Source organism: Streptomyces cucumeris (assembly GCF_024295805.1).
GTDB lineage: Bacteria > Actinomycetota > Actinomycetes > Streptomycetales > Streptomycetaceae > Streptomyces > Streptomyces cucumeris.
This window is the reverse complement of sequence record NZ_JANCLX010000059.1, coordinates 1-19093: the sequence shown is the minus strand read 5'-3', so window position 1 is coordinate 19093 and position 19093 is coordinate 1. Positions and strand designations below refer to the sequence as shown.

General features: G+C 71.9%; 3 protein-coding genes. All 3 read left to right on the top strand.

Annotated elements, in window-relative coordinates:
- The first annotated feature begins 1 nt into the window (after position 1).
- The gene (locus NMK44_RS40735) at positions 2 to 10636 is read left to right on the top strand and encodes a type I polyketide synthase (RefSeq protein WP_254753058.1); all 10635 of its coding nucleotides are present in this window, start codon (positions 2 to 4) and stop codon (positions 10634 to 10636) included.
- A gap of 14 nt (positions 10637 to 10650) precedes the next feature.
- Entirely contained in the window at positions 10651 to 17031 is a 6381-nt protein-coding gene (locus NMK44_RS40730; RefSeq protein ID WP_254753056.1) for a type I polyketide synthase, read from the top strand.
- A gap of 46 nt (positions 17032 to 17077) precedes the next feature.
- Positions 17078 to 19093: type I polyketide synthase (locus NMK44_RS40725; RefSeq protein ID WP_374215418.1), on the top strand; the 2016-nt coding region annotated here is incomplete at its 3' end.

Here is a 19093-nt window from a genome sequence, read left to right as displayed (position 1 = left end):
AATGGCAGAGAACACCGATCAGCAGGAGAAGATCGCCCGCTATCTCAAGAAGATGGCGAGCGACCTCAACCAGGCCCGTGCCCAGCTCCGCGAATACGAGTCCCGCGACGGCGAGCCCCTCGCCATCGTCGGCATGAGCTGCCGCTACCCGGGCGGGGTGACCTCGCCCGAGGAACTGTGGGAGCTGGTGGCCTCCGGCCGCGACGCCATCGGTCCGTTCCCGGCCGACCGTGGCTGGGACCTGGAGCGGCTCTACGACCCGGACCCCGACCGGCTCGGCACCGTGTACACCCGCGAGGGCGGATTCGTCGACGGCGCGGCCGAGTTCGACGCCGACTTCTTCGGGATCAGCCCGCGCGAGGCCACCGCGATGGACCCGCAGCAGCGGTTGCTGCTGGAGGCATCGTGGGAGGCGCTGGAGGACGCGGGCATCGACCCGAACCGGCTGCGCGGCAGCAACACCGGTGTCTTCTGCGGTGTCGGCCCCTCCGACTACGCGTCGATGCCCGCCGGGGCCCTGCCCCAGATCGAGGGCTTCCGCCTGACCGGCTCCACCACCAGCGTGGTGTCCGGCCGGGTCGCCTACAGCCTGGGCCTCGAAGGCCCGGCGGTATCCGTGGACACTGCGTGCTCGGCCTCCGCCGTGGCCCTGCACCTCGCGATGACCGCGCTACGGGCGGGCGAATGCTCGCTCGCGCTCGCCGGTGGTGTCACCGTGCTGGCCGGGCCGTTCCTGCACATGGAGTTCAGCCGTCAGCGCGGGCTGGCCCCCGACGGCCGCTGCAAGGCGTACTCGGCGTCGGCGAACGGCACCGGATTCTCCGACGGCCTGGGCCTGGTGGTGCTGGAGCGGCTGTCGGACGCCAAGCGCAACGGCCGCCGCATCCTGGGCCTGATCCGCGGCAGCGCGGTCAACCAGGACGGTGCGAGCAATGGTCTGACGGCGCCGAACGGTCCGTCGCAGGAGCGGGTCATCCGGCGCGCCCTCGAGAATGCCGGGCTGGGGCCGTCCGATGTGGACGCCGTGGAGGGCCATGGCACCGGCACCGTGCTCGGTGACCCGATCGAGGCCCAGGCGCTACTGGCCACCTACGGCCGGGAGCGGGACGGGGACCCGCTGTGGCTGGGCTCGATCAAGTCCAACATCGGTCACACCTCGACCGCCGCCGGTGTGGCGGGTGTGATCAAGATGGTGATGGCGATGCGGCACGGTGTGCTGCCGCCGACGCTCCACGTCGATGAGCCGTCGCCGCATGTGGATTGGGAGTCCGGCAAGGTCCGGCTGCTCACCGAGGCGCGTGACTGGCACGTCGAGGGCCGCCCCCGCCGCGCCGCCGTGTCGTCGTTCGGTGTGAGCGGTACGAACGCGCACATCATCGTCGAGGAGGCTCCGGCCGAGGAGCCGTCCGAGGACGCGTCTGCCGATGCCCTCCGTCCCGCCGGATCGGTGCCGGTGGTGCTGTCCGCCCGTACCGACGCCGCCCTTCGGGCCCAGGCGGAGCGGCTGCGGGAGCGTGTGGCCGCCGATGGGAACGTGTCCGTGGCGGACATCGGCTTCTCCTCCGCCACGTCGCGGGCGTTGCTGGACCGTCGTGCGGTGGTGGTCGCGGCCGATCGTGATGAGTTGTTGGCGCGGCTGGCCGAGGTGACGGCTGGTGAGCCTGGTGCGGCGGGTAAGTCGGCGTTCTTGTTCACGGGGCAGGGTTCGCAGCGTTCGGGGATGGGTCTGGAGTTGGCCGGGGCGTTCCCGGTGTTCGACCGCGCATTGGATGAGGTGTGTGCTGAGCTGGATCCGCGTCTGGGCCGTTCGGTGCGGGAGCTGCTGGCGGCGGAGAGCGATCTGCTGAACGCCACGGAGTTCACGCAGGTGGTGCTGTTCGCGGTGGAGGTGGCGCTGTTCCGCCTCGCCGAGTCGTTGGGTATTCGTCCTGACTATCTGATCGGTCATTCGGTTGGTGAGATCGCTGCTGCGCATGTGGCGGGTGTGCTTTCTCTTGCCGATGCTGCTGAGTTGGTGGTGGCGCGTGGTCGGTTGATGGGTGGGCTGCCTTCGGGTGGTGCGATGGTGGCGGTTCAGGCCACCGAGGTTGAGGTTGCGGAGTCGCTGGCCGGGTTTGAGGGCCGGTTGGAGATCGCGGCGGTCAATGGCCCGATGGCCGTGGTGGTGTCCGGTGATGAGGGTGCGGCGGAGGAGTGGCTGCAACTGCCGTGCTGGGAGGGGCGTAAGACGTCCCGGTTGCGGGTGTCGCATGCGTTCCATTCGCCGCGGATGGAGCCGATGCTCGCCGAGTTCCGCGCCGTGGCGGAGCGCCTGACGTATGCCGAGCCCAGCATCCCGGTGGTCTCCAATGTCTCCGGTGAGCTGGTCGCGGGCTTTGATGCCGAGTATTGGGTACGTCATGTCCGCCAGGCGGTGCGCTTCGCCGATGGTGTGGCGACGCTCTGGGACCTCGGTGTGCGGCGCTTCCTGGAGCTTGGCCCGGACGCCGTCCTGACCGCCATGGCTCGCCAATGTGTCGAAGATGAGGCGGCGTTCATCCCGGCTCTGCGTGCCAAGCACGCCGAGCGCGACACCTTCGCCGCCTTCCTCGGTCGTTCCCACACCGCGGGCATCGAGGTCGACTGGACCGCTTTCTACGCCAACACCGGCGCTCAGCGCGTCGACCTGCCCGCCTACGCCTTCCAGCGCGAGCGGTTCTGGCTGACCCCGGGCACCGCCCCCGGCGATGTCTCGGCCACCGGCCTCATCGCCGTCGACCACCCCGTCCTGGTCGGTCGGGCGCTCATCGGTGATCGTGACGAGTGGCTGTTCACCGGCCGGATCTCCACCGAGACCCAGCCGTGGACGCGTGACCACGTCGTCATGGGCGCGACCATCGTGCCCGGTGTGGCGCTGGTCGAGATGAGCCTGGCCGCCGGGCGCGAGGTCGGCTGCGACGTGCTCGATGAACTCGTCATCGAGGCCCCGTTGGCCCTGGAGGAGACGGCGGCACGCCGGCTCCAGATCCTCGTCGGCCACGCCGACGAGGATGGCCGCCGCGAGTTCGTCATCTTCTCGCGTCCCGAGAACGACGACGCGGACGAGCAGCGCGAGGCGACCTGTCACGGCCGTGGCTGGCTGGGGGCGGACCCGCAGGCCGGGCCCGTCTGGGACGTCGTCTGGCCGCCCCAGGACACTGAGCCCCTCTCCGCGGAGGCGCTCTACGCGCGCATGACCGACATCGGCTACGACTACGGCACCCTGTTCCAGGGCGTGGTGGAGGCGTGGCAGGACGACGACGCCGTATACGTCGACCTGGCCCTGCCGGACGGCACGGACACCCAGGGCTTCGGTATCCACCCGGGGCTCTTCGACTCCGCGGTGCAGAGCTCGCTCTTCGGCGAGAAGTCGGACAACACGCTGGTCATGCCGTTCTCGTGGAACGGCGTCCAGCTCAGCCGTACCGGTGTGACCCGGGCCCGTGCCCGGCTGACCCCCGCGGGCGAGGCGGCGTTCCGCATCGACATCGTCGACGAGTACGACGCGCCGGTGCTCAGCATGGACAAGCTGGTGTTCCGGCCGGTCGACCAGGCGCAGTTGAAGCGGGCCGCCGCGCCACAGGGATCGCTGTACCGGCTGGACTGGACCCCGGTGGCCGCCGCCACCGGCCGGGCCGCGCGGGTCGCGGTGCTCGGCGGACTTCCTGCCGAGGGCGAACCGTTCGAGGACCTGGCCGCCCTGGAGCGGGCCGTGGCAGACGGCGAACAGGCGCCCGAGCTGGTGCTCACGAGCGTCGCCGCCGCAGACGCCACGGCGACCGCGGTGGAGGCGCTCGCTCTGGTGCGCACGTGGCTCGCCAGTGAGTCCCTGGGCGGGGCGGCGCTGGTGGTGGTGACCCGGGGCGCGGTGTCCGTCGACGGCGAGGCTCCCTCCGTAGCCCAGGCGGCGGTGTGGGGTCTGCTGCGCAGTGCCCAGTCCGAGCACCCGGGACGGTTCCTGCTGGTCGACCTCGACGCCGACACGGTGGTCGACGGGCTGCCGTGGGGCGGGCTGCCGGACCTGGACGAACCGCAGCTCGCGGTGCGTGGCGGTCGGGTGCTTGCGCCGAGGCTGGCCCGTGCGGCGGCTGGTACGCCCACGACCGCCTTCGACCCCGAGGGCACGGTGGTGGTGACCGGTGGTACGGGTGGTCTGGGTGCGTTGTTCGCCCGTCATCTGGCGGATGTGCAGGGTGTGCGTGATCTGTTGTTGCTGAGTCGTCGGGGTCCGGAGGCCGATGGTGCCGCCGCGTTGGTGGCGGAGCTGGAGGATCTGGGCTGCCGGGCGCATGTCGTCGCGTGTGATGTGTCCGACCGTGACCAACTGATCTCGGCACTGGGCATGTTGGATCGCCCGGTGACCGGTGTGGTGCATGCGGCTGGTGTGCTGGACGACGGTGTGGTCGAGTCGTTGTCGCCGGAGCAGGTCGAGCGGGTGATGCGGCCGAAGGTGGACGCGGCATGGCATCTGCATGAGCTGACCGCCGACGCGGAGCTGTCGGCGTTCGTGGTCTTCTCCTCGGTGGCCGCGCTGATCGGCAGCCCCGGTCAGGCCAACTATGCTGCGGCCAATGCCGCGTTGGACGCGTTGGCGGCGTCGCGTCGGGCGGTGGGGTTGCCCGCCACTTCGCTGGCGTGGGGTCTGTGGTCGGAGGCCGCGGGTATGGCCGCCGAGCTGGGCCAGGGGGAGCTGGCCCGGCTGGAGCGTATGGGTGCCAAGGCGCTCACGTCCGAGCAGGGTCTCGACCTCTTCGACCAGGCCCTCACCACGGATGTGGCGCTGCTGGCGCCCGTCCAGCTGGACACGGCGGCGCTGCGGGCCCAGGCCCGGGCCGGGGCGATCCCGGCCGTACTGCGCGGTCTCGCACCCGTGGCCCGGCGTACGGAGGGCGGGGGTTCACTCGCCCAGCGGCTCGCGGGAGTGCCGGAGGCGGACCGTGAGCGGATCGCCCTGGAGATGGTGCTGACCCAGGTGGCCGAGGTGCTCGGCCATGCGTCGGCCACCTCCATCGACCCGGGCCGTGCGTTCAACGAGCTCGGCTTCGACTCGCTGAGCGCCGTCGAACTGCGCAACCGGCTCACCCAGTCCACCGGTGTGCGGCTGCCCGCCACGCTGGTGTTCGACCACCCGTCACCCGTGGCGGTGGCGCGTCTGCTGGTGTCCCAGATCACCGTCGAGCCGTCGGGCGGCCGTCCGCGTACGGCGCGGCCGCGGCGCGTCGACAGCGGCGAGCCCCTGGCCATCATCGGCATGAGCTGCCGCTTCCCCGGCGGGGTGTCCTCGCCGGAGGAGCTGTGGGAGCTGGTGGCCACCGGGCGGGACGCGATGGGCCCCTTCCCGGCCGACCGCGGCTGGGACCTGGAGCGGCTCTACGACCCGGACCCGGACCAGGTCGGCACGGTGTACACACGGGCCGGTGGATTCGTCGACCGCATCGGTGAGTTCGACGCGGACTTCTTCGGGATCAGCCCGCGCGAGGCGCTGGCCACCGATCCGCAGCAGCGGCTGCTGCTGGAGACCTCGTGGGAGGCGTTCGAGGACGCGGGCATCGACCCGACCTCGCTGCGCGGCAGCAACACCGGTGTCTTCTGCGGCACCGTCGCCTCGGGCTACCACGCCACGATGGCTCCCGAACTGGAGGGCTACCACCTCACGGGCACCACGATGAGCGTGGTGTCCGGCCGGATCGCGTACACCCTCGGTCTGGAGGGCCCGGCGGTGTCGGTGGACACCGCGTGTTCCTCCTCCGCCGTCGCGCTGCACCTGGCCTCCCAGGCGCTCCGCGCGGGCGAGTGCGAGACGGCCCTCGTCGGTGGTATCTCGCTCATGGCCACGCCCGACCTCCTCATCGGCTTCAGCCGGCAGCGAGGTCTGGCGAGCGACGGGCGGTGCAAGGCGTACGCGGCGTCGGCCGACGGGACGGGTTTCTCCGACGGTGTGGGTGTCGTCGTGGTGGAGCGGCTGTCGGACGCCCGGCGGAAGGGCCGTCGCATCCTCGGTCTGGTCCGGGGCAGCGCGGTGAACCAGGACGGTGCGAGCAATGGTCTGACGGCGCCGAACGGTCCGTCGCAGGAGCGGGTGATCCGCCAGGCGCTGGTCAGCGCGGGGCTCAGCCCCCTCGAGATCGACGCGGTCGAGGGCCACGGCACCGGTACGAAGCTGGGTGACCCGATCGAGGCACAGGCGCTGCTGGCCACCTACGGGCAGGACCGTGACGGCGACCCGCTGTGGCTGGGGTCGATCAAGTCCAACATCGGTCACACCTCGGCGGCGGCCGGTGTGGCGGGTGTGATCAAGATGGTGATGGCGATGCGGCACGGTGTGCTGCCGCCGACCCTGCACGTGGATGAGCGGTCGCCGCATGTGGAGTGGGAGTCCGGCCGTGTCGAGCTGCTGACCGAGGCCCGCGACTGGCGCGTTGAGGGCCGTCCGCGCCGTGCCGGTATCTCGTCGTTCGGTGTGAGCGGTACGAACGCGCACATCATCGTCGAGGAGGCTCCGGCCGAGGAGCTGGTGACCGGCGAGCGCACCGCGCCCGTGGCTCCGCTGCCGGTCGTGGTCTCCGCGCGCACCGATGCCGCGCTGCGCGCGCAGGCCCAGCGGCTGCGGGAGCGGGTGGCCGCTGACCCGGACCTGTCCGTGGCGGACGTCGGCTTCGCCTCCGCCACCACTCGCGCGCTGCTGGAGCGACGGGCGGCCGTGGTGGCCGCCGACCGTGACGAACTGCTGGCGGGCCTTGAGGCGCTGGCCTCGGCGGACCCGGCGGTCAACGTCGTGGACGGCCAGCTCATCGCCTCGGGTGCCAAGCCGGTGTTCGTCTTCCCGGGTCAGGGTGCGCAGTGGGAGGGCATGGCGGTCGGTCTGCTGGACTCCTCGCCGGTGTTCGCGGCGGAGGTCGCTGCGTGTGGTGAGGCGTTGTCGGAGTTCGTGGACTGGCGTCTTGAGGATGTGCTGCGTGGGGTGGAGGGTGCGCCGTCGCTGGAGCGGGTGGATGTGGTCCAGCCCGCGTTGTTCGCGGTGATGGTGGGGCTTGCGGCGCTGTGGCGTTCCTATGGGGTTGAGCCGTCTGCGGTGGTGGGTCATTCGCAGGGTGAGATCGCCGCCGCGTATGTCGCCGGTGGCCTGTCGCTGCCGGACGCGGCCCGCATCGTGGCGGTGCGCAGTCAGTTGGTGCGGGATCGTCTCGCCGGGCTCGGCGGGATGATGTCGGTCGCGCTGCCCGTGGAGCGCGTCGAAGAGCTGATCGCCCCGTATGAGGGCCGGATCTCGGTGGCGGCCCTCAACGGCCCGGCTGCCGTGGTGGTCGCCGGTGAACCGGAGGCCCTGGACGCCGTGATGGCGGTGTGCGAGCGCGAGGAGATCCGGGCCCGTCGGGTCAACGTCGACTACGCGTCCCACACCGCACACGTCGAGGCACTGGAAGCGGAGCTCCTGGAGACCCTGGCGCCGGTGTCGCCGACGGCGGGGAAGGTCCCCGTGTACTCCACGGCGGTCGGCGCGTTCGTCGACACCGCCACCATGGACGCCGCGTACTGGTACACCAGCCTGCGCAGCCCCGTCGGTTTCGAGCCCGCCATCGGCGCGCTCATCGACCACGGCGCCGGGTGCTTCCTCGAGATGTCCCCGCACCCCGTGCTCACTATGGCGGTCGAGGAGACCGTCGAGGCGCGGGACGCGACGGGCCGTGTGGCCGTGGTGGGTTCGCTCCGCCGGGACGAGGGCGGCCTCAGCCGGTTCTGGCTGTCGCTGGGCCAGGCCCACACCGCCGGTGTCGGTGTGGACTGGAACGCGGTGTACGCCGGAACGGGCGCACGCCGGGTGGACCTGCCCACCTACGCCTTCCAGCGCGAGAACTACTGGCTGATGCCGTCGGCGCGAGCCGGCGATATGGGTGCGGCCGGTCTCGATCAGGTCGAGCACCCCGTGCTGGCCGCCGCCGTGCAGGTCGGTGACCGTGACGAGTGGGTGTTCACCGGCCGCCTCTCCACCGAGTCGCAGCCGTGGCTGCGCGACCACGTCGTCCTGGGCGCGGTGATCGTGCCCGGTACGGCCTGGGTGGACCTCGCGATGGCCGCCGGCCGCCGGGTGGGCGCTCCGGTGGTGGACGAACTGGTGATGGAGTCCCCGCTGCTGCTGGAGGAAGCGACCACCGCACAACTGCGCGTCACCGTCGGTACGGCCGGTGACGACGGCCGCCGTGAGGTGATGGTCTTCGCGCGGACCGGCGCCGGTGACGATGCCGGGATGACCTGCCACGCCCGTGGCTGGCTGGCCGCCGAGGACGCCGTGACGGTGTCGTCGTGGCTTCCGGCGCAGTGGCCGCCCGCCGACGGGGTGGAGATGACCGGCAGCGTGCTGTACGCGGGGATGGCCGAGCTCGGATTCGACTACGGGCCGGTGTTCCAGGGTGTGCGCACCGCCTGGAGTGTCGGCGACGTGGTGTACGCCGACGTGGCGCTGCCGGGTGACACCGGCGGTGAGGGCTTCGGTCTCCATCCGGCCCTGTTCGACGCGTCGTTGCACGGCGCCTTCGCCGAGAAGGGCTCGGACGGCGGAGCGACGATCCTGCCGTTCTCCTGGTCGAAGGTGTCCGGTGGGCGTCCGGGACTCTCCCGGGTCCGGGTGCGGATCTCGCCCGCGGGTGACACGGCGCTGCGCGTGGACGTGGTGTCCGAGCAGGGCGAGCCGGTGCTGACGCTGGAGCGCCTGGACATGCGTCAGGTCGAACCGGCCCAGCTTGAGCGGTTGCGCCGGGGCGGCGGCCAGTCGGTGTACCAGCTCGACTGGACCCCGGTGGCCCTGGGCGCGAACCGGTCCGCACGGGTCGCGGTGCTCGGCGACCTGGCCGCACCCGAGCGGTCCGTGGCCGATCTGGAACAGGCCGTGGCCGACGGCGCCCCCGCGCCGGATCTGGTCCTGGCCATGGTCGACACCCGGGACGGGGACGTGGCCGGGGCCGCCCGCGAAGCCACCGCCGAGGCACTGGCGCTGGTACAGCGCTGGCTGGCGAGCGAATGGCTGGGCGAGGCCCGGCTGGTCGTCGCCACCCGCGGTGCCGTCGACGCCCTCGGTGGTGAGACTCCCGACCCGGTCCAGGCAGCGGTCTGGGGTCTGCTGCGCAGCGCCCAGTCCGAACACCCGGAGCGGTTCGTACTGGTGGACCTCGACGGCCGCGAGCCCGACTGGGGCACGCTGTGCGACGCGGAGGAGCCGCAGCTCGCGGTGCGCGACGGCCGGGTGCTGGCACCCAGGCTGTCCCGTGGGTCCGCCGGTGAGTCGGCGACCGCGTTCGACCCCGAGGGCACGGTGGTGATCACCGGTGGTACGGGTGGTCTCGGCGCCGTGTTCGCCCGGCACCTCGCCACCACCCGCGGCGTCCGGCATCTGCTGCTGCTCAGCCGCCGCGGCCCGGAGGCCGACGGTGCCGCCGAGCTGGTGGCCGAACTGGACGCCCTGGGCTGCCACGCGCGGGTCGCCGCATGCGACGTGTCCGACCGGGACCAGCTGGCAGCCGTGCTCGGCGCCCTGGAGCACCCGCTGACCGGTGTGGTGCACACCGCGGGTGTGCTGGACGACGGTGTGGTCGAGGCGCTGACGCCCGAGCACATCGAGCGCGTCATGCGGCCGAAGGTGGACGCGGCGTGGCATCTGCACGAGCTGACCGCCGATGCCGATCTCTCCGCGTTCGTGCTGTTCTCCTCGGTGTCCGCCCTCATCGGCAGCCCCGGCCAGGGCAACTACGCCGCCGCGAACGCCACGCTGGACGCGCTGGCCGGGGTCCGGCGGGCCGCGGGACTGCCCGCCACCTCGCTGGCCTGGGGCCTGTGGTCGGACGCGGGCATGGCCGCCCGCCTCGGCGAAGCCGAGTTCGCCCGGCTGGAGCGCATGGGCATCAGCGCGCTCACCGCCGAGACCGGCCCCGCGCTGTTCGACCAGGCGCTGGACGTGGACGCCGCCGTGGTGGCCCCCGTCCTGCTGGAGACGACCGCGCTGCGCGCCCAGGCGCGCGCCGGAATGCTGCCGCCGCTGCTGCGCGGCCTGGTCAGGGCCCCGGCCCGGGTGGTCGACGCCGGTGCGGGAGCGCTCGTACAGCGTCTGGCCGGAGTGCCGGAGGCGGACCGGGGACGGGTCGTCCTCGAACTCGTACAGGCCCAGGTGGCCGCGGTGCTCGGCCACGCGTCGGCCGCGTCCATCGAGCCGGAGCGGGCGTTCAAGGACATCGGCTTCGACTCGCTGAGCGCGGTGGAGCTGCGCAACCGGCTCGCCCAGGCCACCGGTGTGCGGCTGCCCGCCACGCTCGTGTTCGACCACCCCACACCGGCCGCGGTCGCCGAGCTGGTGCTGTCGGAGATCGGCGGCGGGGAACAGACCGAACCCCTCATCGACCAGGAGATGAGGAAGCTGGAGGACATGCTCGCCGCGAGTTCCGCGGATGAGCAGCAGCGGGTGGCCAAGCGCCTGCGCACCCTGCTCTCCGGTATCAGCGCAAGTGCCGTGGCCACCGCGGGAGACGGCGGTCAGGGCGACAAGAAGCAGAACGCCAAGGAGCGGATCGAGGCGGCCACCACGGCCGAGGAGATCTTCCAGATGATCGATGTGGAGTTGGGCGACGCGTGACGGGGGACACAGGAATGACGGAGAACATCGATCAGCAGGAAAAGCTCGTCCGCTACCTCAAGAAAGTCGCGGTCGAACTCAACGAGACCCGCGCGCAGTTGGAGGAGGTCGAGTCCCGGGCGACCGAACCGCTGGCCATCATCGGCATGAGCTGCCGCTACCCGGGCGGGGTGACCTCGCCCGAGGAGCTGTGGGAGCTGGTGGCCTCGGGGCGTGACGCCATCACCGGACTGCCCGACGACCGCGGCTGGGACCTGGAGCGGCTGTACGACCCCGACCCCGAGCAGACGGGCAAGGTCTACGCCCGGGGCGGCGGTTTCGTGGACCGCATCGGGGACTTCGACGCGGAGTTCTTCGGAATCAGCCCGCGCGAGGCCACGGCCATGGACCCGCAGCAGCGGCTGCTGCTGGAGGCGTCGTGGGAGGCGTTCGAGGACGCCCGTATCGACGTGACCTCGCTGCGCGGATCCGACACCGGTGTCTACTGCGGCCTCAGCGTCACGGACTACGGCATGGGGCCGGAGAAGGACGTGGCCCAGGTGGAGGGCTTCCAGCTCACCGGTGGCGCGGCCAGCGTCTCGTCCGGCCGGATCTCCTACCTCCTCGGCCTGGAAGGCCCGGCGGTGTCCGTGGACACCGCCTGCTCCTCCTCGGCCGTGGCCCTGCACATGGCCGTGCAGGCCCTGCGGGCGGGTGAGTGCTCGCTCGCCCTCGCCGGTGGTGTGACCCTCATGCCCAGCCCGTTCATGCTGCGGGAGTTCAGCCGTCAGCGCGGTCTGTCGACGGACGGCCGCTGCCGTGCGTACGCGGCGTCGGCGGACGGCACCGGCTTCTCCGACGGGCTCGGCATGGTGGTGCTGGAGCGCCTGTCCGACGCCCGACGCAACGGCCGCCGTATCCTCGGCCTCATCCGGGGCACCGCGCTCAACCAGGACGGTGCGAGCAACGGTCTGACCGCGCCGAACGGCCCCTCCCAGGAGCGGGTCATCCGACAGGCCCTGGCCAGCGCCGGGCTGCGTCCGTCCGATGTGGACGCGGTCGACGGCCATGGAACGGGTACGAAGCTGGGTGACCCGATCGAGGCCCAGGCGCTGTTGGCCACTTACGGCCGGGAGCGGGACGGGGACCCGCTGTGGCTGGGGTCGATCAAGTCCAACATCGGTCACACCTCGGCCGGAGCGGCCGTCGCGGGTGTGATCAAGATGGTGATGGCGATGCGGCACGATCTGCTGCCGCCGACCCTGCATGTCGATGAGCCGTCGCCGCACGTGGACTGGGAGTCCGGCCGTGTCGAGCTGCTGACCGAGGCCCGGAAGTGGGCGCCGGCCGACGGCCGTCCACGTCGTGCCGGTGTGTCGTCGTTCGGTGTGAGTGGTACGAACGCGCACATCATCGTCGAGGAGGCCCCGGCCGAGGAGCCGGTGGCCGGGGAGGGCACCGCGCCCGTGGCCCCGCTGCCGGTCGTGGTCTCCGCCCGGACGGACACGGCGCTGCGCGCACAGGCCGAGCGGCTGCGTACGCATCTGACCTCCCGGCCGGAACTCTCGCTGGTGGACACCGCGTACTCACTGGTGACCTCGCGGGCGCTGCTGGACCGTCGTGCGGTGGTGGTCGCGACGGACCGTGATGAGCTGCTGGCGCGCTTGGCCGATGTGGCGCCGGAGTCCGGTGTCCCGGGGCAGACCGCGTTCTTGTTCACGGGGCAGGGTTCGCAGCGTTCGGGGATGGGTCTGGAGTTGGCCGGGGCGTTCCCGGTGTTCGACCGGGCGCTGTCCGAGGTGTGTGCTGAGCTGGATCCGCGTCTGGGTCGTTCGGTGCGGGAGCTGCTGGGCGCTGAGGCTGCTGTGTTGAACTCGACGGAGTTCACGCAGGTGGTGCTGTTCGCGGTGGAGGTGGCGCTGTTCCGCCTCGCCGAGTCGCTGGGTATCCGTCCTGACTATCTGATCGGTCATTCGGTTGGTGAGATCGCTGCTGCGCATGTGGCGGGTGTGCTTTCCCTTGCCGATGCTGCTGAGTTGGTGGTGGCGCGTGGTCGGTTGATGGGTGGGCTGCCTTCGGGTGGTGCGATGGTGGCGGTTCAGGCCACCGAGGTTGAGGTTGCGGAGTCGCTGGCCGGGTTTGAGGGCCGGTTGGAGATCGCGGCGGTCAATGGCCCGATGGCCGTGGTGGTGTCCGGTGATGAGGGTGCGGCGGAGGAGTGGCTGCAACTGCCGTGCTGGGAGGGGCGTAAGACGTCCCGGTTGCGGGTGTCGCATGCGTTCCATTCGCCGCGGATGGAGCCGATGCTCGCCGAGTTCCGCGCCGTGGCGGAGCGTCTGACGTATGCCGAGCCCCGTATCCCGGTGGTCTCCAATGTCTCCGGTGAGCTGGTCGCGGGCTTTGATGCCGAGTATTGGGTACGTCATGTCCGCCAGGCGGTGCGTTTCGCCGATGGTGTGGCGACGCTGTGGGGTCTCGGTGTGCGGCGCTTCCTGGAGTTGGGCCCGGACGCGGTCCTGACCGCCATGGCCCGTCAGTGCGTCGAGGACGACACTGAGGCCGCGTTCATCCCGGCCCTGCGTGCCAAGCGAACCGAGCGGGACACTTTCGCCGCTTTCCTCGGTCGTTCCCACACCGCGGGCCTCGAAGTCGACTGGACCGCCTTCTACGCCAACACCGGGGCCCGGTCCGTCGAGCTGCCCACCTACGCCTTCCAGCGTGAGAACTACTGGCTGATGGCGTCGGCGCGGGGTGATGTCGCGGCCGCCGGTCTCGATGAGGTCGAGCACCCCGTGCTGGCCGCCTCCGTGCAGCTGGGGGACCGCGACGAGTGGCTGTTCACCGGCCGGATCTCCGCCGAGACCCAGCCCTGGGTACGCGACCACGTCGTGCTCGGTGCGGTGATCGTGCCCGGTACGGCCTGGGTGGAGCTGGCATCCGTCGCCGGTCGCCGCGTGGGCGCTCCGGTCGTGGACGAACTGGTGATGGAATCCCCGCTGTTGCTGGAGGAGGACTCCGCCGCGCAGCTGCGCGTCACCGTCGGTCCGGCCGGTGAGGACGGCCGGCGTGAAGTGGCGGTGTTCGCCCGTCCCGAGGGCGGGGACGACGAGCAGCCCGAGCTGACCTGCCACGCCCGTGGCTGGCTGGCCGCGGAGGACACCACACCGGTGTCGTCGTGGCTCCCGGCGCAGTGGCCGCCCGCCGGTGGCACCGAGATGACCGCGGACGCGCTCTACGCGGGAATGGCCGAACTCGGCTTCGACTACGGGCCGCTGTTCCAGGGGGTGCGCGTCGCCTGGCAGGTCGACGGCGACTGCTACGCCGAGGTCGCCCTGCCCGGTGACACCGGTGGCGAGGGCTTCGGTATCCACCCGGCGCTCTTCGACGCCTCGCTGCACTCGGGTCTGCTCCAGGACGACGGGCCCAGGGACACCGCCTTCCTGCCGTTCTCGTGGTCCGGTGTGCGCACCGGGCGGCGCGGACTGTCCCGGGTGCGCGTCCGGATGCGGCGGGTCGACGAGACGGCCTTCGGCCTCGACGTCGTCAGCGAGCACGGGGAGCCGGTGCTGAGCCTGGCCCGGCTGGACATGCGTCCGGTCGACCCGGCCCAGCTCGAGCGGTTGCGGCACGGTGGCCGTCAGTCGGTCTACCGGCTCGACTGGGCTCCGGTCGCGGTCGGCACGGGGCGGCAGCCCGTCCGGGCGGCCGTGCTCGGCGCACTGGCCGCCACCGGCGACCGGTTCCCGGACCTGGCCGCGCTGGAGACGGCCCTCGCCGACGGCGCATCCGCGCCGGGGCTGGTGCTGGTCGCCGTCGACACTCCGGACGGCGAGGTGGCCGGTGCCGCCAGGGAGGCCGCCGCGGGCGCGCTGGCGCTGGTGCAGCGGTGGCTGGCCAGTGAGTGGCTGGGCGAGGCCCGGCTGGTCGTGGTCACCCGGCGCGCGGTGTCCGTCGGTGGCGAAGCGCCGGACGTGGCGCAAGCCGCGGTGTGGGGCCTGCTGCGCAGCGCCCAGTCCGAGCATCCGGACCGGTTCGTCCTGGTCGACCTGGACGGCGACGAGCCGGACTGGGCCGGGGTGCTCGACGGGGACGAACCGCAGCTCGCCGTCCGTGGTGACCGGACGTTCGCGCCGCGGCTGAACACGGCCACCGCTCCCGCCGATGACACCTGGCGGCTGTCCGTCACGCGCAAGGGCTCCCTCGAGGACGTGGAGGTCATCGCCTCCGACGCCCGTCGTCCCCTCGCCGCCGACGAGGTGCGGATCGGTGTCCGTGCCGCGGGCGTGAACTTCCGGGACGTGCTGATCGCGCTCGGTGTGTACCCCGACGACGTACCCCTGGGCGCCGAGGCGGCCGGTGTGGTGCTGGAGACCGGTCCCGGGGTCACCGACCTCACCGTGGGCGACCGGGTGTTCGGGATCGTGATGGAGTCCTTCGGCCCGGTGGCCGTCGCGCCCCGGGCGCTGGTCGCGCCGATGCCGGAGGAGTGGTCGTTCACCCAGGCGGCCTCGGTGCCGGTGGCCTACGCGACCGCCTACTACGGCCTGGTGGATCTGGCCGGGCTGCGCGCGGGGGAGCGGGTGCTGGTGCACGCCGCCGCCGGTGGTGTGGGTACGGCCGCCGTGCAGATCGCCCGGCACCTCGGCGCGGAGGTGTTCGCCACGGCCGGTCCGTCCAAGCAGGAGGTGGTGCGGGCCGCCGGTGTCGCGGGCGACCACATCGCCACCTCACGCGAGACCGGCTTCCGGGACGCCTTCCTGGAGGTCACCCAGGGCGCCGGTGTGGACGTGGTGCTCAACTCGCTCACGGGCGAGTTCGTGGACGCCTCCCTGGACCTGCTGCCGCGCGGCGGCCGGTTCGTGGAGATGGGCAAGGCCGACATCCGCGACGCGGAGGCGGTCGCGGCGGAGCGCGCGGATGTCGCGTACCGCGCCTTCGACCTGTGGGAGGCGGGGCCGCGGCGGCTCGGTGAGCTGCTGACCGAGATCGTGGACCTGTTCCGGCGGGGTGTCCTGGAGTTCGCGCCGATCCGCACCTGGGACGTGCGGCAGGGCCGTGAGGCGCTGCGCCACCTGCGTGAGGGCCTCAACGTCGGCAAGGTCGTCCTGACCGTTCCGGCGCCCCTGGGCCCGGAGGGCACGGTGGTGGTGACCGGTGGTACGGGTGGTCTGGGTGCGTTGTTCGCCCGTCATCTGGCGGCTGTGCAGGGTGTGCGTGATCTGTTGTTGCTGAGTCGTCGGGGTCCGGAGGCCGATGGTGCCGCCGCGTTGGTGGCGGAGCTGGAGGATCTGGGCTGCCGGGCGCATGTCGTCGCGTGTGATGTGTCCGACCGTGACCAACTGATCTCGGCACTGGGCATGTTGGATCGCCCGGTGACCGGTGTGGTGCATGCGGCCGGTGTGCTGGACGACGGTGTGGTCGAGTCGTTGTCGCCGGAGCAGGTCGAGCGGGTGATGCGGCCGAAGGTGGACGCGGCGTGGCATCTGCACGAACTCACCCAGGACATGGACCTGTCGGCGTTCGTGCTGTTCTCCTCGGTGGCGTCGCTCATGGGCAGCCCCGGGCAGGCCAACTATGCTGCGGCGAACGGCGCGTTGGACGCGTTGGCGGCGTCGCGTCGGGCGGTGGGGTTGCCCGCCACGTCGCTGGCGTGGGGTCTGTGGTCGGAGGCCGCGGGCATGGCCGCCCAGCTGGGCCAGGAAGAGCTGGCCCGGCTGGAGCGCATGGGCATGAGCGCGCTCACCGCCGAGACCGGACTCGCGCTGTTCGACCAGGCGCTGGACGTGGACGCGGCCGTGGTGGCGCCGGTGCGGCTGGAGACGGCCGCGCTGCGTGCCCAGGCGCGGGCCGGGATGCTGCCGCCGTTGCTGCGCGGCCTGGTCCGTACCCCGGCCCGGGCGGTCGACACCGGTGCCGCGGCGCTGGCCCAGCGGCTGGCCGGAGTGCCGGAGGCGGACCGCGAGCGGATCGTGCTCGAACTGGTCCAGGCCCAGGTGGCGTCGGTGCTCGGACACGCCTCGGCGGCTTCCGTCGACCCCGAACGCGCCTTCAAGGAGCTCGGCTTCGACTCCCTGAGCGCCGTAGAACTGCGCAACCGGCTCACCCAGGCCACCGGTGTGCGGCTGGCCGCCACCGTGGTGTTCGACCACCCCAGCCCGGCGGCCATCGCCCGCCACCTGCTGCCGGAGATCGTTCCGGACGGGGCCGCCAGGCCGCGGTCCGAGGAGGACGAGATCCGCGCGCTGCTGGTGTCGATCCCCATCGACCGGCTGCGCCGGGCCGGGCTGCTCGGCACCCTGCGCGAACTGGCGGACAGCGACCCGCCGGAGGAGGTCGGCGAGGACGGGGAGACCGCGTCGTTCGAGGACATGGACGCGGAAGCCCTGATCCGGATGGCTCAGGAGGACCTCGCATGACCCCCGCCGGGAACGCCGTCGCCGCAATGGGCTTGGAGACGAAGGAATAGACATGGCCACCGATCAGAACCAGCTCATCGAGGCGCTCCGGAAATCCCTCAAGGAGACCGACCGGCTCCGCCAGCTCAACAAACGACTGCTCGCCAACGCCAGTGAGCCGCTGGCCATCGTCGGCATGAGCTGCCGCTACCCCGGCGGTGTCACCTCCCCGGACGAGCTGTGGGAGCTCGTGTCGTCGGGGCGCGACGCCGTCAGCGCACTGCCCACCGACCGCGGCTGGGACCCGGAGCGGATCTACGATCCGAGCATGCGCCGGCCCGGCGCCGTATCCACCAGCGGCGGCGGGTTCCTCGACGGGATCGCCGAGTTCGACGCCGAGTTCTTCGGGATCAGCCCGCGCGAGGCGCTGGCCATGGACCCGCAGCAGCGGTTGCTGCTGGAGGCGTCGTGGGAGGCGTTCGAGGACGCGGGCATCGACCCGACGTCACTGCGCGGCAGTGACACCGGTGTCTTCTGCGGCGTCGGCACCACCGACTACTGCACGGCGCCCGCGGGCAGCCTGCCGCAGATCGAGGGCCTCCAGCTGACCGGCGGGGCGGCCAGCGTCTCCTCCGGCCGCATCTCCTACGTGTTCGGCCTGGAGGGCCCGGCGGTGTCGGTGGACACCGCGTGCTCCTCCTCCGCGGTCGCCCTGCACATGGCCACCCAGGCGCTGCGCGCGGGCGAGTGCTCGATGGCCCTCGTCGGCGGTGTGACCGTCATGTCCGGGCCGTTCCTGCTGGCCGAGTTCAGCCGCCAGCAGGCCGTCTCCCCGGACGGCCGCTGCCGTGCGTACGCGGCGTCGGCCGACGGGACGGGTTTCTCCGACGGTCTGGGTCTGGTGGTGCTGGAGCGGCTCTCGGACGCCAAGCGCAACGGACGGAAGATCCTCGGGCTGATCCGCGGCACCGCGGTGAACCAGGACGGTGCGAGCAATGGTCTGACGGCGCCGAACGGTCCGTCGCAGGAGCGGGTGATCCGTCAGGCGCTGGCGAACGCCGGGCTCTCGGCGTCCGAGGTGGACGCGGTCGAGGGCCATGGCACCGGCACCGTCCTCGGTGACCCGATCGAGGCCCATGCGCTGCTCGCCACCTACGGGCGCGAACGTGACGGCGATCCGCTGTGGCTGGGGTCCATCAAGTCGAACATCGGCCACACCTCCATGGCCGCGGGCGTGGCCGGTGTCATCAAGATGGTGATGGCGATGCGGCACGGACAGCTGCCGCGGACCCTGCACGTGGACTCCCCCTCCCCGCATATCGACTGGGAGGCGGGCGAGGTCGCGCTGCTGACCGAGGCCCGGGAGTGGGCCGTGGGGGAGAAGCCCCGCCGCGCCGCGGTGTCCTCGTTCGGTGTGAGCGGCACCAACGCCCACATCATCCTGGAGGAGGCCCCGGCCGAGGAGTCCGCCGAGGACACCGCTGCTCCCCGTCCGTTGACCGCCGTCCCCGTGACGGTGTCCGGACGCACCGCGGCCGCGATGCGCGCCCAGGCCGACCGGCTCCGTGCGCACGCGCTGGCGCGGCCGGACCTGTCCCCGGCCGACCTCGGTTTCTCCACGGCCACCACCCGGGCCCATCTGGAACACCGCGGTGTGGTGGCGGCCACCGACCGCGACCAGCTCCTCGCCGGGCTGACCGCGCTGTCCCTCGGCGAGCCGTCCCCGGTGGTCGTCGAGGGCCGTGCCACGCCCGGCGCCAAGCCGGTGTTCGTGTTCCCGGGTCAGGGTGCGCAGTGGGAGGGGATGGCGGTTGGTCTGCTGGACTCCTCGCCGGTGTTCGCGGCGGAGGTCGCTGCGTGTGGTGAGGCGTTGTCGGAGTTCGTGGACTGGCGTCTTGAGGATGTGCTGCGTGGGGTTGAGGGTGCGCCGTCGCTGGAGCGGGTGGATGTGGTCCAGCCCGCGTTGTTCGCGGTGATGGTGGGGCTTGCCGCGTTGTGGCGTTCCTATGGGGTTGAGCCGTCTGCGGTGGTGGGTCATTCGCAGGGTGAGATCGCCGCGGCGTATGTGGCCGGTGGCCTGTCG

Excerpts from the sequence above, each read along its gene's own strand:
- NMK44_RS40735 (WP_254753058.1), top strand. The coding sequence starts at position 2 with ATGGCAGAGAACACCGATCAGCAGGAGAAGATCGCCCGCTATCTCAAG.
- NMK44_RS40730 (WP_254753056.1), top strand. The coding sequence starts at position 10,651 with ATGACGGAGAACATCGATCAGCAGGAAAAGCTCGTCCGCTACCTCAAG.